Source organism: Stenotrophomonas sp. GL_101 (assembly GCF_057835675.1).
In genome coordinates this window covers 2,747,791-2,764,064 of sequence record NZ_CM174432.1, presented here as the reverse complement: position 1 = coordinate 2,764,064, position 16,274 = coordinate 2,747,791, and the positions used below count along the sequence as shown (strand labels likewise).

At 68.1% G+C, this 16,274-nt stretch carries 8 protein-coding genes; all 8 read left to right on the top strand.

Going from position 1 to position 16,274, the window contains the following annotated elements; translation table 11 throughout:
• The first annotated feature begins 22 nt into the window (after positions 1–22).
• Positions 23–1,867, top strand: a complete 1,845-nt coding sequence (locus AC3IR9_RS12110; RefSeq protein WP_489290996.1) for a DUF885 domain-containing protein — start codon at positions 23–25, stop codon at positions 1,865–1,867.
• Positions 1,864–3,660 (top strand): DUF885 domain-containing protein, encoded by a 1,797-nt coding sequence (locus tag AC3IR9_RS12105; protein WP_489290995.1) that lies wholly within the window; start codon positions 1,864–1,866, stop codon positions 3,658–3,660. Before AC3IR9_RS12110 ends, AC3IR9_RS12105 begins: the two co-directional genes overlap by 4 nt.
• Before the next feature lie 83 nt (positions 3,661–3,743).
• Positions 3,744–5,315, top strand: a complete 1,572-nt coding sequence (locus AC3IR9_RS12100) for an APC family permease (RefSeq protein ID WP_489290994.1) — start codon at positions 3,744–3,746, stop codon at positions 5,313–5,315.
• Positions 5,305–7,623 carry a S9 family peptidase gene (locus AC3IR9_RS12095; protein ID WP_489290993.1) on the top strand — a complete coding sequence of 773 codons (2,319 nt, stop codon included), beginning with the start codon at positions 5,305–5,307 and terminating at the stop codon, positions 7,621–7,623. Before AC3IR9_RS12100 ends, AC3IR9_RS12095 begins: the two co-directional genes overlap by 11 nt.
• A gap of 50 nt (positions 7,624–7,673) precedes the next feature.
• Positions 7,674–9,245 carry a DUF5597 domain-containing protein gene (locus tag AC3IR9_RS12090; RefSeq protein WP_489295815.1) on the top strand — a complete coding sequence of 524 codons (1,572 nt, stop codon included), beginning with the start codon at positions 7,674–7,676 and terminating at the stop codon, positions 9,243–9,245.
• 107 nt (positions 9,246–9,352) lie between these two features.
• Positions 9,353–11,704 carry a glucosidase family protein gene (locus tag AC3IR9_RS12085; protein ID WP_489290992.1) on the top strand — a complete coding sequence of 784 codons (2,352 nt, stop codon included), beginning with the start codon at positions 9,353–9,355 and terminating at the stop codon, positions 11,702–11,704.
• 272 nt (positions 11,705–11,976) lie between these two features.
• Complete coding sequence (locus tag AC3IR9_RS12080) at positions 11,977–14,334, top strand: beta-L-arabinofuranosidase domain-containing protein (RefSeq protein WP_489295813.1); 2,358 nt, start codon at positions 11,977–11,979, stop codon at positions 14,332–14,334.
• A gap of 26 nt (positions 14,335–14,360) precedes the next feature.
• Positions 14,361–15,926, top strand: a complete 1,566-nt coding sequence (locus AC3IR9_RS12075; RefSeq protein WP_489290991.1) for a glycoside hydrolase family 27 protein — start codon at positions 14,361–14,363, stop codon at positions 15,924–15,926.
• The last annotated feature ends 348 nt before the right edge of the window (positions 15,927–16,274 follow it).

The following is a 16,274-nucleotide window of genomic DNA, read 5'->3' as shown; positions in this document are numbered from 1 at the left end:
TTCCTGCTACCGGAGTAAGTACATGGCCCTGTTCCGTCCTCTCGCCATCGGCCTGCTTGCAGCAGCGCTGGTCACTGCCTGCCAGCCGTCCACGGCCCCGGTGGGAAGCACGGGCGCGGTGCCTGCCGGTGCAGGCGCCACGGTGCCGGCGGCGCACGCCTTCGACGCATTGCTGGACCAGCAGTGGCAGTACCAGCTGGCGCATAGCCCGGAGTTCGCCAGCATCATCGGCGACAAGCGCTACAACGACCGCTGGACCGATTACAGCCTGGCCGCGGTCGCCGCTGACCGCGTGGCCACGGCCGATCTGCTCGGCCGTTTCGAGGCGGTGGATGCCGGCGCACTGGACCCGCAGCGCCAGCTGAGCCTGCAGATGATGCTGCGCCAGCTGCGCGACAAGCTGAGCGCGATCGATTTGAAAACCCATGAGATGCCGCTGGAACCGGTGGGGGGCATCCAGCTGTCGCTGGCCGGCATGGGCGATGCGTTTCCGTTCGACAACGCCAAGGACTACCAGGATTACATCACCCGCCTCAACGCCCTGCCGGCGTTGCTGGAGCAGATTGTCGCGGTCTCCCGCCAAGGGGCGAAGGACGGTTTGATCCAGCCGCGTTACCTGCTGGAGAAACTGCCGGCGCAGATCACCCGCATCGCCGCACCGGCCGGGGCCGACAGCGCGTTTGCCTCGCCGCTGAAGACGCTGGACAAGGCCGTGCCCGACCCGGCGCAGCGCGCGGCGATCCGCCAGCAGCTGATCGCCGCCATCGACGGGCAGGTGCGCCCGGCCTATACGCGGCTGGCGGCGTTCGTGAAGGACGAATACGCCGCGCAGGGCCGTGCGCATGAAGGCCTGTGGTCGCTGCCCGATGGCGACAAGCGTTACCTGTTCGCCGTGCGTACCCAGACCACCACCGACAAGTCGCCGGAGGAAATCCACCAGATCGGTCTGGCCGAGGTGACGCGGATCGAAGCGGAGATGACCCGGATCGCGACCGAACAGGGCTATCGGGACCTGGCCAGCTTCCGCAAGGCCGTGGCCACCGACAAGCGTCATTTCGCCACGTCCGGCGAGCAGATCCTGGCGTTGTACCGCAGCTACATCGCCGCCATGGAACCGGAGCTGCCCAGGCTGTTCGGGCGGCTGCCCAAGACCGCGCTGGAAGTGAGGGGCATGCCGGCCTTCCGCCGCGAAGCACCCGGCGCCGAGTACTGGCAGAGCAACCCGGAAGGCAGCAAGCCGGCCTTCGTGATGGTCAACGCCAACGATGCCACCGAGCGCACCCTGGTCAATATTGAAACCACCGCGTATCACGAAGGCGTGCCGGGCCATCACCTGCAGATTTCCCTCGCACAGACCCTGCCGCTGCCGCCGTTCCGCCAGCAGGCCAGCTACAACGCCTTCATCGAAGGCTGGGCGTTGTACGCCGAGCAGCTGGCCGGCGAGGTGGGGTTCTTCAAAGATCCCTACAGCCGGTACGGCCACCTGGCCGGTGAACTGCTGCGCGCCAACCGCCTGGTGCTCGACACCGGCGTGCACTACAAGCACTGGACCCGCCAGCAGATGGTGGACTTCTTCCACGCGCATCCCTCCGACGACGAACCCAGCATCCAGGCCGAGACCGATCGCTACATCGTGTGGCCGGGCCAGGCGCTGGGCTACAAGATCGGCCAGCTGGACATCCTGGCATTGCGGGCCAGGGCAGAGCAGGCACTGGGCGAACGCTTCGACATCCGTGGGTTCCATGACGCGGTGCTCGGGGGCGGTGCGATGCCGCTGGACCTGCTCGATGCACGCATCGATGCCTGGATTGCCCAGGTCAAGGCGGCCCCGGTGACTGCGGCCGGCACCGCCAAGGAAACCCCATGAACCTGCGCTCCCCGCTGTCCCTCGCGCTGTTGCTGGGCATCAGCGCGACCGGCCTGGTCGCGCCGGTCGCCGCCGCCGCTGCTGAAACCGCCGCCGCGCCCGCCAGTGACGCCGCCGCACGTTTCAAGGCGTTGTACACGCGGGAATGGACCTGGCGGTCGCAGCAGCAGGCCGGTGGCGATGACGAAAACGGTGGCGGCCGGCCCGCCGACCACCTGCCCAAGGTCGACCCGGCCACGCAGGCGCTGCGCACCGCGTACTGGAAACAGGTGCTGAAGGAACTGGATGCGGTGCCGCAGGCGCAGCTGCCGACCGTAGACCAGGTCAACTACCAGGTCTACCGGCAGCAGATCGAGGTGCTGCTGGACCAGCAGCACTTCCGTGCATGGGAAATGCCGTTCAACAGTGACACCGCCTTCTGGACCAACCTGGGCTTCACCGCGCGCGGCACCTTCCACAGCGCCGACGACTATCGCCGTTACCTGGCGCAGCTGGCCGACATCCCGCGTTACTTCAACGAGCAGATCGGCAACATGCGCGCCGGCCTTGCCCGAGGCTTCAGCCAGCCGCGGGTGACGCTGACCGGCCGTGACCAGTCCATCGCCGATGTGGCGCAGGCCAAGGGCGAGGCGAACCTGTTCTACACCCCGTTCAAGCAGATGCCGGCCAGCATACCGGCCGCGCAACAGGCCGCGCTGCGCAAGCAGGCCATGGCGGCGATCTCCACCGGCGTGATTCCCGCCTACGACGCGCTGCTGCAGTTCATGCGCGACGACTATTTCCCCAATGCGCGCACCACGTTGGCCGGTGAAGCACTGCCCGATGGCAAGGCGTACTACCGCGCGCAGATCCGCGAGTTCGTCACCCGTGACATGGACCCCGCGCAGATCCACCAGATCGGCCTGCAGGAGGTAGCGCGGTTGCGCGGGGAAATGCAGCAGGTGATGGACGAGGTGGGCTACAAGGGAAGCTTCGCCGAGTTCCTGACGTTCCTGCGGACCGACCCGCGCTTCTACGCCAGCACCCCGCAGGAACTGCTCGACCACGCCGCCTGGATCGCCAAGACCATGGACGGCAACCTGGGCCGGTACTTCGGCCGGGTGCCCCGCCAGCGCTTCACCATCAAACCGGTGCCCGATGACCTGGCGCCGTTCTATACCGGTGGCCGGGGCGGGCTGGATACCTACTGGCTCAACACCTACAACCTGCCGTCGCGGCCGCTGTACGTGCTCCCGGCGCTGACCCTGCATGAGTCTTCGCCCGGCCATTCGCTGCAGATGTCGCTGGCCGCCGAAGACACCGGCCTGCCGGACTTCCGCCGCTACACCTACATTTCCGCCTATGGCGAGGGCTGGGCGCTGTACTGCGAATACCTGGGGCAGGAGATGGGCATGTACACCACGCCCTACGAGCGCTTCGGCTACCTGACCTACCAGATGTGGCGGGCGGCGCGGCTGGTGATCGATACCGGCGTGCACAGCCAGGGCTGGAGCCGCGACCAGGCGCTGGCCTACCTGCGCGACAACGCCGCGCTGAGCGAACACGAAATCACCACCGAGGTCGACCGCTACATCGCCTGGCCCGGCCAGGCGCTGTCGTACTACCTGGGCGAGCTGGACATCCTGCGGCTGCGCCGCAAGGCCGAGGCCGCGCTGGGCGAGACGTTCGACATCCGCCACTTCCATGACGCGGTGCTGTCGCTGGGCTCGGTGCCGCTGCCGGTACTGGACGCGCGGATCGACCGCTTCATTGCCGAGGGCGGTCCATCGCCCTGGGATGACCGGCCGCACTGACGCAAGCCCCACCACCTTCGCTTGCACGTTGCGGCGCAGAGCCCGCAATGGCATCGGCACCCAACGCTCCACCGGGGGATCCCATGGCACCAGCAGGAAAGTTCCACAAGCGCCTCAGCCTCACCGACCTGACCTTCATCGGGTTGGGCTCGATCTTCGGCTCGGGCTGGTTGTTCGCCGCCAGCCATGTCTCCTCCATTGCCGGGCCGGCCGGCATCCTGTCGTGGATCATCGGCGGCATCGCGGTGTTCCTGCTGGGCCTGGTGTACTGCGAACTGGGGGCGGCGCTGCCGCGTGCCGGCGGCGTGGTGCGCTACCCGGAGTACTCGCACGGTACGCTGCTGGGCTGGCTGACCGGCTTCATCACCCTGATCGCGTTCTCCAGCCTGATCGCCATTGAAGTGGAAGCCTGCCGGCAGTACGCGGCGGCCTGGTTTCCGTGGTTGAGCCAGCCCGGCAGCAGCCACCCCACGCTGCTCGGCTGGCTGCTGCAGTTCGGCCTGCTGGTGCTGTTCTTCCTGCTGAATTACTTCAGCGTCAAGACCTTCGCGCGGGCCAACAACATCATCAGCGTGTTCAAGTTCCTGGTGCCGCTGCTGGTGATCGTGCTGCTGCTCTCGCACTTCAATCCCGACAACCTGACCAGTCAGGGCTTTGCACCGTCCGGCATGGCCGGCGTGGAGGCGGCCATCTCCGCCGGCGGCATCATCTTCGCCTACCTGGGACTGACCCCGATCGTGTCGGTGGCCAGCGAGGTCCGTGATCCACAACGCACGATTCCGATCGCGCTGATCCTGTCGGTGGCGCTGTCCACGGTGATCTACGTACTGCTGCAGGTGTCCTTCCTCGGCGCGGTGCCGGGGGAGGTGCTGGCCAATGGCTGGGCCGGCATGGACAAGGTGTTCTCGCTGCCGTATCGCGACCTCGCCCTGGCCCTGGGCATGGGCTGGCTGGCCACGCTGGTGGTGGCCGATGCGGTGGTATCGCCCAGCGGCACCGGCAACATCTACATGAATGCCACCCCGCGCGTGGTGTATGGCTGGGCGCGCAGCAGTGGCTTCCTGTCCATCCTGACCCGGGTGGATGCCAGGTCCGGCATTCCGCGCCCGGCGCTGTGGCTGAGCTTTGCGCTGTCGGTGTTCTGGACGCTGCCGTTCCCCTCGTGGGAAACGCTGATCGGGGTGGTCTCGGCAGCGCTGGTGCTGAGCTATGCGATCGCACCGGTCACGGTGGCCGCGCTGCGCCGCAGTGCGCCGGAGCTGGAGCGCCCGTTCCGGGTGAAGGGGTTGGCGGTGCTGGGCCCGCTGTCGTTCATGATCGCCGCGCTGATCGTCTACTGGTCGACCTGGACCACGGTATCGTGGCTGCTGGGCCTGCAGGTGCTGATCTACGCCGGCTACGTAGTGTCGCAGCTGTTCACCCCGCCGCGGCGGGTACGGGTGCTGCGCCAGGTGCGCAGCTCTGCATGGTTGATCGCGTTCTTCGTGCTGGTGATGCTGGTGTCGTGGCTGGGTACGTTCGGCGGCATCGGCGTCATCGCCCATCCGTGGGACACCGCGTGCGTGGCGGTGATTGCCTTCTTCATCTACCAGTGGGGCGCGCGCAGCGGCCTGGGCGCGGGCGAACTGAAGCTGGAGGAAGACGATGGCGAGTAAACGGTTGATCGGTATCGCCCTGGCCGCGGTGGCCTGCGTGGCAGGGGCCGCTGCCGCTGCCGCACCGGGGGTGGCCGACTACCAGCGGTCGCTGGGCCTGCGCGAGGCCTGGCGCGGGCTGACCCGCGACGTGGCGTTTCCGGCGCAGTGGCGAAGCGATGGGCACTTCTACTATCGCCATACCGTCGACGGCGGCATCGCGTTCGTGCTGGGTACGCCGGACAACGCTACGCTGCAGCCGGCGTTCGATGCGGTGCGGCTGGCGCAGGGCCTGTCCCGCGCCAGCCAGCAGACCCATGCAGCGCTGGCGTTGCCGTTCTCACAGTTTGACTATGTCGCAGAAGGCAGCGACCCGAACGGTGCCATCCGCTTCACCCAGGACAGCGACTATGTGGCCTGGCGCTGCACGCTGACCGATTACGTCTGTGCGCCGCTGGCAGCGCCGGGGCGACCGCGTGGGTTTGGCGTGGTGCGTGACCTGCGCGTGCCCGCCGACAACGCGCCGCGGCGTTCGCCGGACGGGCAGTGGGAGGCCTATGCCGAGGGCTTCAACGTGGTGCTGCGCCAGGTGGCCGACGGCAGCGTGAAACGGTTGACCGGGGACGGTCGCCGCGATGCGTTCTATGACCCGGAAACCATCGCCTGGTCGCCGGACTCGCGCCACGTGGCGCTGTACCGGGTGACGCCGGGGTTTGCGCGGCGGGTCACCCGCGTTGAGAGTTCGCCGCCGGGCCAACAGCAACCGGTGCTGCAGACCCAGCTGTATCCCAAGCCGGGCGATGCGGTGGATATCGAGCAACCGGTGCTGTTCGATGTGGCCGGGGTTGGCCGGGTCATCGACAGCGCATTGCTGGCCAACCCGTACTCGCTGTCGCCGATCCAGTGGCGCGCCGACAGCGGCAGCTTCAGCATCGAGTACGTGCAGCGTGGCTTCCAGACGGTGCGTGTGGTCGCGGTCGATGCGAGCAGCGGCAAGGCCCACGCGGCGGTGGAAGAGACCGCAACGACCTTCGTCCATGCCGATCGCACCTTTGCCCATGACGTGGCGGGGCTGGGCAGGGAAATCCTGTGGATCTCCGAGCGTGACGGCTGGCGGCACCTGTATCGGGTCGATGGCACGAGCGGCAAGGTGCAGCAGCAGCTCACCCACGGCGACTGGGTGGTGCGCGAGGTGCTGCACGTGGACGACGCACAACGCCGGATCTGGTTCAGTGCCAGCGGCATGGACGCCGGCCAGGACCCCTACCAGCGGCATCTGTTCAGCGTGGACTTCGATGGCAGCCACCTGACCCGGCTGACCCGCGCGCCGGCCGATCACGAGGTGTCGATCTCCGGGGATGGCCGCTACTACGTCGACGTGTACTCGCGCCCGGACAGCGCGCCCATTGCCGCGCTGCACCGCATCGACGGCACGCCGGTGCGCGAGCTGGCGCGGGGCGATATCTCGCGCCTGCAGGCGGCGGGCTGGAAGCCGCCGGAAACCTTCGTGGCCAAGGGCCGCGATGGCAGGACCGACATCTGGGGCATGGTGGTGCGGCCGCACGACTACGACCCCACGCGGCGTTACCCGGTGGTGGAGAACATCTATGCCGGCCCGCACGATGCGTTCGTGCCCAAGACGTTCTGGCCCTTCGGCTACCACGCCGGGGGCGACAAGCAGATCGGCATGCAGGCGCTGGCCGACCTCGGTTTCATCGTGGTGCAGATCGACGGCATGGGCACGGCCAACCGTTCCAAGGCCTTCCATGACGTGGCCTGGAAAAACCTGGGCGACGCCGGCTTCCCCGACCGCATCGCCTGGCACAAGGCGCTGGCGGCCCGCGACCGCTCCTACGACATTGCCCGCGGCATCGGCATCTACGGTGCATCGGCCGGCGGCCAGAGCACGCTCGGCGCGCTTGAGCTGCACCCGGAGGTCTATACGGTGGGCGTGGCCATGGCCGGCTGCTTCGACAACCGCATGGACAAGATCAGCTGGAACGAGCAGTGGATGGGCTGGCCGGTGGACGACAGCTATGCGCGTGCGTCCGGCGTGGTCAACGCGGCCAGGCTGCGTGGCGACCTGCTGCTGGTGGTCGGCGAACAGGACAGCAATGTCGACCCGGCCTCGACCGCGCAGGTGGTGGACGCACTGGTCAAGGCCGGCAAGGACTTCGACCTGCTGAACGTGCCCGGCGGCGAACACTCGGTGGGCCGCTCCAGCGGGCCCATCGATTACGTGACACGGCGTCAGTTCGACTTCTTCGTCCGCCACCTGATGGCGGCGCCGACCCCGCGCTGGAATGCTGAAACGGCGGTGCAGCGATGACCGCACCTGCCAGCCTCCGCCGCAGGACGGCGCCGCCACGCCGGCGTGGCATGCGTGCCACGGTGGGCCTGTTGCTGGCCTGCCTTTGCGCGCCGGCCATCGCGGCCGGGCAGATGCCGCGCTTTGTCACTGAAAACGGCCGGCATGCGCTGCTGGTCGATGGTGCGCCGTACACGGTGCTGGCCGCGCAGCTGCACAATTCCAGTGCCTGGCCGGCGGTGCTGCCGGGCGCGCTGGACCAGGTGGTGGCGCTGCATGCCAACACCGTGGAAGCCCCGGTGTACTGGGAGCAGTTCGAGCCTGCGCCGGGCCAGTACGACACCACCAGTGTCGATGCGCTGATCGAGCAGGCGCGCAAACGTGGCCTGCGCGTGGCGCTGCTGTGGTTTGGCAGCTGGAAGAACGGGCAGATGCACTACGTGCCCGAGTGGATCAAGCGCGATGCCGGCACCTATCCACGCGCGCTGGACGCGCGCGGCGAGCCGCTGGAGGTGCTGTCGCCGTATGCCGCGGCCAATGTCCAGGCCGACGCGCGCGCGTTCACCGCGCTGATGCAGCACCTGCGCAAGGTCGATGGCCAGCGCCATACGGTGATCCTGGTGCAGGTGGAGAACGAGCCGGGCACGGTGGGGGCGGTGCGCGACCACGGCGCCGCCGCCAACGCGGCATTCGCCCAGCCGGTGCCGGCGGCGATCAGCGCCCGGTTGGGCCGGCCGGCCGGGAGCTGGCAGCAGGTGTTCGGGGCCGAGGCCGACGAGGCCTTCAATGCCTACGGCACCGCGCACTACATCGAACAGGTCGCCGCGGCCGGCAAGCGCGCCTACGACATGCCGATGTACGTCAACACCTGGCTGCGTTACAAGGGCAAGAAATTCCCCGGCATCGACTACCCCTCCGGGGGCGCCACGGTCAACGTGTTCGAGCTGTGGCGCGCGGCCACGCCGTCGATCGACTTCATCGGCACCGACATCTACACCAGCGACTACAACGAGTACACCAAGGTGATCGGTCAGTACGCACGCCCGGACAACCCGGCCTGGGTGTCCGAAACCGGTTTCGAGCCGGCCACCGCGCCCTTCCTGTTCCATGTGCTGGGGCAGGGCGGGATCGGCTTTTCGGTGTTTGGCATGGATGGGCTGGACTCGCCGGAGAAACAGGCGGCCACTGCCGCGCACGCGGCCAACTTCGGCCAGCTCGCCCCGCTGCAGCGGATCCTGGCCAAGGCGGCGTTTGAAGGCCGCCTGCAGGCCGTCGCCGAGCAGCCCGGTCAGCCCCGGCGCACGCTGCGGTTTGGCGACTGGGAAGTGCGGGTGTCCTACGGCGCGCCGTACTGGGGCGATGCCGATCCGATCCTGCCCGGCAACCGCGACCACGGCGGCCGGCTGCTGGTGGTGCAGACCGCGGCGGACCAGTTCCTGCTGACCGGCTTCTCTGCCCGTGCCGAGTTCGCGCGGGTGGCCTCCGATGCGCGGCATGGCCAGCTGCTGCGGGTGGAGCAGGGCCGCTACGTGGAGGGCCAGTGGCAGTTCGAACGGCTGCTCAACGGCGACCAGACCGACTACGGGCTCAACTTCGTGCGCGATGCACCGCCGGTGCTGCGGGTCACCGTCGGTACTTACTGACGCTGCGGATATGTGCAGAAAACCGCATCGATGGCAGCAGTGCGGGACAAGACGCCAGGGCCGGCGCCGCGCAGCATGGAGGCTGATCATCGCAAGGCGTGGGCAACATGGATCGCAGAGATTTCCTGCGTCAGGGTGTGGTGGTAACCGCTGCCATGGGGCTGCTTCCGGCCGTTGGCAACAGCGCGGCCGAAGGCGCATCGGCAGCGCCCTTGCCGCCACCGGTGCTGGAGCCGGCCGCAACGGTCGATCTTGGCGGCTTCACTACGCTGAGTACCTTCCAGCACCGCGGTGTTGCCTGGACCGTGTATGAGGATCTGCGCACGCCACAGGGCGCATTGGTCCTGGCCTGCGCCGGCGGCGTACTGAATCTGGGCAAGCGCACCGAAGCGGTGTGGGGCAGCGACCGGCCGCCCTACCTGGGCATTCCGCTGGCGGAACTGGCCATGGCCGAGGCGGACCTGCTGGCCGACCGGCTGTTGCGCAACGGCGATCCGAGCGAGGAGGAGGTGCGCGATGTGGCCCCGCCGCCGGCATCGCGGCTGGACCCGAAGGATCACAACGGCCGCCTGCCGTGGACGACCTTCGTGGGCACCGTGCAGGCAAACGACACCATGCAGATCTACCCGGACGGGCGCAGCCGCACCTACCGGGCGATCCAGTCCTTCCCGGAACTGGCCGACGCGGACAAGGTCGCGCACCGCGCGGAGGGGCTGCTGGGCGGCTGGATGCCGGCGGTGCACAAGGTGGTCCCCGCCGGTGACGGGCGCTGGTACGACCTGCTGGTGTTCGCCGATGTCCACGCGCAGGACCGCTTCATCGTGCAGACCTGGCACCGCACGGTGCTGGTCGAACAGGGCAGGGCGGTGCGTACGGTGTTCGGCTACAGCTATCCCGACTACCCGCCACGGCGCAGCGGGGCCAGCGCGGAGGACTTCTATCGCGGCGTGATCGACTTCGCCGCTGGCTGGCAGGCGCAACTGGCCCCGGCCAGCCCGCTGCAGCTGCCCGATGACAGCTGGTCCGATCTTGCCCGCTTCGCCTTCGCACGCGAGCTGGTGGTGCGCCCGGGCGGGGTGTACCCCAAGTACGGTGCGGTGGACCGGGATTACGTCGGCAACGAGTACGACGGCTTCCAGGACACCTTCACCAGTTCGCTGTATGCCAACCTGGAATGGGGCCGCTTCGCCCAGGCCCGGGCGGTGCTGGACAACTACCTCAGCGAGTACACCCAGGCCGACGGGCTGGTGAACATGCGGGGCCCGGAAACGGGCCAGTTCGGCCTGACTCTGTCGCTGCTGGCGCGCTACCTGCGCTACACCGGTGATGTGGCGTTGCTGCGCAGGCACCAAGGCAAGATCGAGGCGACCGCGGCACTGCTGGTCGAGCTGCACGAGGTGAGCCTGGCGCTGCCGCGCAGCGATCGCGGCCATGGCCTGATCCATGGCTGGAGCGAGTCCGATGCCTGCCTGTACCCGGATCCGTCGCTGTGGTGGAAGCCGTACTTCGGCAACAGCGCATTGGCCATCCGTGGCTGGGAAGACATCGCCGCCGTGTGGCCGGCCATCGCCGGCGGCCAGGGCGCCAGCGGCCTGTGGCAGCAGCACGCACGGCAGTTGCGCCGACGCCTGCTGGAGAGCATCCGTGCCGACATCCGGCATGACCTGCGCCCGGCCTACCTCGGGCCGCTGCCGGGCACCGGCGAGACCTTCCGCCAGGCGATGTCGCAGCAGGACCCGAGCAGGAGTGAGCAGCTGTGGTCGCATCGGGCCTATGCCGAGCTGCTGCAGGCCGACGTGTTGCCGCCCGATATCGCCCACCTGGTGCTCGATTGCCTGCGCGGTCATGGTGGTACCACGCTGGGCATCGTCTCCAACATCTGGACGCCGACGCCGGAAGGGCGCGACATCCTGGGTTTCATCTCCTATGGGCAGGCGCAGCAGCTGCTGCGTCTGGACCGGATCGAGGAATACCGGTTGTTCCTGTATGCGCACCGCTACCAGGCGCATACCCGCGGCAGCTGGACGGCGGGCGAGGTCGCCGGCATCACCGGCGGCATGCCGCTGTTCTGCATGCCGGCGCAGATGACCGTGCCGCTGTTGCTGCGCTGGATGCTGGTGGTCGACCAGGACGAGGCGCTGTTCCTGGCCCGTGCGTTGCCACGCGACTGGCTGGCGACCGGTAAGCCGATCGCGCTGCAGGATGCGCCGACGCCGTGGGGCAAGGTCAGCGTGCGCCTGCGCGCCGATACCGTGCAGCGCCGCATCGAGGCGACCGTGACGCTGCCCGCGCTGCGGCCCAAAAGCACCTGGCTCAGCCTGCGTGTGCCGGCCGGCACCCGGCTGCAGGAGGTGGTGGTTGACGGGCGGCCGGCGAAGACCGCCGGGCCCCATGACGACCGCGTGCAGATTCCGTTTTCCGCCGGGGCGACGGTCCACGTGCAGGCCCGCTACGGATGAAACCGACGCGGGGTGCCACGCAGGTTTCGTGCCCATTTCCGCATCCGGGCGCGTCATGTTCGGCAAGACGGGCACGGCGATTGGCGGGATAGTCGTTGCTACCGGTACCGGCGACATCGCGCGACCCCTGGCGGTTGCCTGCGATGCGCTTCCCACTCCAGGAGGTTCTCAATGCCAGCATCCCGTCCGCGCGCGCTCCCCTCCCTTGCAGGCACGCCGCGGTGAGCGGCGGAGCGTCGACCGCAACCGGGTGCGGGCATGCCGATCCGGCGCTGCACACCCACCTGATCGATCCGTCGCGTCGCCGCTTCCTGCAGTGGAGCGCGTTGGCGGTGGCTGCCGGCATGCTGCGCTTTCCGCTGGATGCGGCGGCCTCGACGGCCGGCAGGGTCACCGCACTGCCGCTGCAGGCGGTAACGCTGAAGCCGTCGATGTTCCTGGATTCGCTGCGGGTCAACCGCCGCTACCTGTTCGAGCTTGAACCGGACCGCCTGCTGCACAATTTCCTGCAGTACGCCGGCCTGCCGCCGAAGGGCGACATCTACGGCGGCTGGGAAGGCGACACCATCGCCGGGCATACGCTGGGCCACTATCTGAGCGCGCTGTCCAAGCTGCATGCGCAGACCGGCGATGTACAGGCCAGGCAACGCATCGATTACATCGTCGCCGAGCTGGCCCGTGCCCAGGCGCAGGACCCGGATGGCTATGTCGGTGGGCTGACCCGCAAGACCGATGCCGGCGAGATCGTCGGCGGCAAGAGCGTCTTTGAACGCATGCGCGCGGGATCGGTCAAGGGCAGCAAGTTCAACATCAACGGCAGCTGGTCGCCGCTGTATACCGTGCACAAACTGTTCGCCGGGCTGCTGGATGCCGACACGCTGGCAGGCAACACCCAGGCGCTGCAGGTGCTGCAACCGCTGGCCGCCTATCTGGCCGGTGTGTTCGATGCGCTCGACCACGACCAGATGCAGGAACTGCTGGCAACCGAGTTCGGCGGCCTCAACGAGTCGTACATCGAGCTGGGCGCACGTACCGGCAACCCGCGCTGGCTTGCCATCGGCAGGCGCCTGCGTCACGAAGACATCGTCGACCCGGCCATTGCCGGCCGGGACGATCTGCCACACCACCATGCCAACACGCAGGTGCCCAAGTTCATCGGCGAAGCACGCCAGTTCGAAGTCGCCGGCGATGCCGATTCCGCCGCAGCGGCACGCTTCTTCTGGGAGACGGTGACCGGGCACTACAGTTACGTGATTGGCGGCAATGCGGATCGCGAGTACTTCCAGCAGCCCGACACCATCGCCGCGTTCCTGACCGAGCAGACCTGCGAGCACTGCAACAGCTACAACATGCTCAAGCTGACCCGGCACCTGTACCAGTGGACGCCACAGGCACGGTACTTCGATTACTACGAACGCACGCTGCTCAACCACACCATGTCGGCCCAGCATCCAGAAACCGGCATGTTCACCTACATGACGCCGATGATCACCGGCGGTGAGCGCGGGTTCTCCGACAAGTTCGATTCGTTCTGGTGCTGCGTGGGCAGTGGCATGGAAGCGCACGCACAGTTTGGTGACTCGATTTACTGGCAGGACGGGCAGTCGCTGTACATCAATCTGTACATCCCCTCCGCGTTGGACTGGAAGGAAGGCGAGCTGGCGCTCGAACTGGACAGCGGCGTGCCGCACAACGGACGGGTCCGGCTGCAGGTGACCCGCGCTGGCGACAAGGCGCCCAGGCGAGTGCTGCTGCGCCTTCCCGCCTGGTCGGAGGGGCGGCATGTGCTGACGCTCAACGGCCGGAAGACCTCGGCAAAGGCCATTGAGGGCTACCTGGTACTGGAGCGCCGCTGGAGCGCTGGCGATGTGGTCGAGCTGACGCTGGAAACACCGTTGCGGCTGGAACACGCGGCAGGCGATCCAGACAGCGTGGTGGTGATGCACGGTCCGCTCGCACTGGCCGCCGACCTGGGCCCGGCCAGCACGCCCTACGATGCGCCCGACCCGGCGCTGGTCGCCGACGTATCGCCGCTCTCCGGTTTCATCGCACTCCCGCAACCGGGCCGTTTCCTGGCCAGCACCACGCGTCCGCAGGCGTTGGAGTTCTCACCGTTCTACGCCCAGCACGACCGCCGCAGCGCGCTGTATTTCAAGCGCATGGACGCCACGCAATGGGCGGCCGAGGCGCAGCGTCGCGACCGGGCCCAGGTGGAACACGCCGAGCTGCAGGCCAGTGCGGTGGACATGATCCAGTTCGGCAATACGGCCTCGGAGCAGGCCCATACCCTGACCAGCGACACCTCGTTCGCGGCAGCCTACCGGCGCCAGGAGTGCCGCGACGTGCGCGGCAAGGGCTTCGTGGCATTCGTGATGAAGGGCAGCACGCAGCCGCTGGCACTGCGGCTGCGCTTCTGGGGCAGCGACAAGGGGCGCTTCAACATCCTGGTCAACGGCACGCTGGCGGTGGAGGTCGATGTCGAGCGCGGCCAGGTCATCGATTTCGTCGACCACGACTACCCGCTGCCGCACACGCTGACCCGCAGCGGCCAGCCGCTGACGTTCCGCTTCGACCCACAGCACGGTGACACCGCCGGCCCGCTGTTTGGTGGCTGGCTGGTTCCGGCGTGATGGCGCCTCATCCCCGGCAACGACCGATGTACCGCACGCTCCGCTGCGTCTTGCTGGGGTGGGTTCTGATCCTCGGCGCGGGGGCTGCGGCGGGGGCCGCGGCTGCGGCTGCGGTCGACGCCGCCGACAGCCGTGAACGCAGCGCCTCCAGCAGCCCGCTGCTGGGCATCTGGGTAGTCGGCAAGGGGCCGACGTTCCCGGGGCCGCGCTTCCTGCGGATCGTGCTGAAGGATGGCCAGCCCAGCGGCACCCTCACCACCGACTGGTATGGCGAGTTGCCGATGAACAAGCTGCGCATCGACGGGGAGGTGGCGCATTTCGAGATCGACAACGGCAATGCCAAGCTGCCGCCGTTGCCGTGGACGGCCACCCTGCACGAGGGCCAGCTGCGGGTGGCGGGCAGGATCTGGGATGAACAGGTCGACATCCTGGCCCGGCGTGGAACGCCGGCCGATGCACAGCGGTTGGCCTTCCCGGTGGCCTCGTTGCCCGCGCTGCAGACGCTGGCGCCTGACGGGCTGGCCGCAACGCCGCCGATGGGCTGGAGCAGCTGGAACCGGTTCGCCGACAGGATCGACGATGCCACCATTCGCGGTATTGCCGATGCCATGGTCAGCTCCGGTCTGCGCGATGCCGGCTACCAGTACGTCAACATCGACGACGGCTGGCAGGGGCAGCGCGATGCGCAGGGCGTGCTGCAGCCCAACGCCCATTTCCCGGACATGAAGGCGCTGGCCGACTATGTCCACGCCCGCGGCCTGAAGCTGGGGATCTACAGCTCGCCCGGCCCGAAGACCTGTGCCGGTTACCCAGGCAGCTATGGGCACGTCGAGCAGGATGCCCGGACCTGGGCCGAGTGGGGCATCGACTACGTCAAGTATGACCTGTGTTCGGGCGAAGGCATTTTCCGCGCGCCCGAACAGGTACGGCAGGCCTACCTGCAGATGGGCATGGCGCTGCGCGCCACCGGTCGCAGCATCCTCTACAGCCTGTGCCAGTACGGTCGCGACCAGGTGGGCCGGTGGGGGCGGGAGGTCGGCGGTCATCTGTGGCGCACCACGGGCGACATCGAAGACCGTTACCCGGTGATGGCCAGCATCGGTTTCGACCGCAACGGCGACCCGGCCGATGCCGGCCCCGGCGGCTGGAATGATCCGGACATGCTGGAGGTCGGCAACGGCGGCATGACCGATGATGAATACCGCACCCACATGACCCTGTGGGCACTGTCGGCCGCGCCGCTGCTGCTGGGCAACGACGTGCGCCAGATGAGCCCGGCCACGCTGGCGCTGCTGCTCAACCGTGACGTCATCGCCGTGGACCAGGACCCACTCGGCCAGCAGGGCAGGCCACTGCGCAGCGCTGGCGACATCACGATCTGGCGCCGGCCCATGGCGGACGGCTCGGTGGTGCTGGGCGTGTTCAATCGTGGCCGCATGGCACGGCAGGTGGCCTGGTCGCTGGCCGATACCGGGCTGGCGACGGGGCAGGGGCATGCCCGCGACCTGTGGTCCGGGCGCGCGCTGGATGCACGGGCCGGTGCGCTGACGGTGGCCGCACAGGGCGCTGCGATGATCCGGGTGTGGCCCTAGCGTGTGCGGCCATGCCTTATTCCGCATCCAGAGGCACCAAAACCGACAAGACGCAAGGATGCGCTACCCGGCACATTGTGACCGTGTGATGAAAACGTTGTAGGCCAATGCAGGGCGAGTGGCGCCGTGCATGTGATCCATCCGAACACTGCCTGTCCTTGTGCGCCCTGGCGTGGAACGCCGGTTCGCAAGCCCCATCGAACCGATTCACTGGCGCATGCCGGTGCGGGGGAGTGTTGTCCCTTGTTACCACCGGCACGTGCATGACCGAGGAACTTCGCCATGACGCCCCATCCGTTCCCTGTACCGAATGCTTCGTCGTTGTCCCGAGGTACCCCGTCGGGCCGC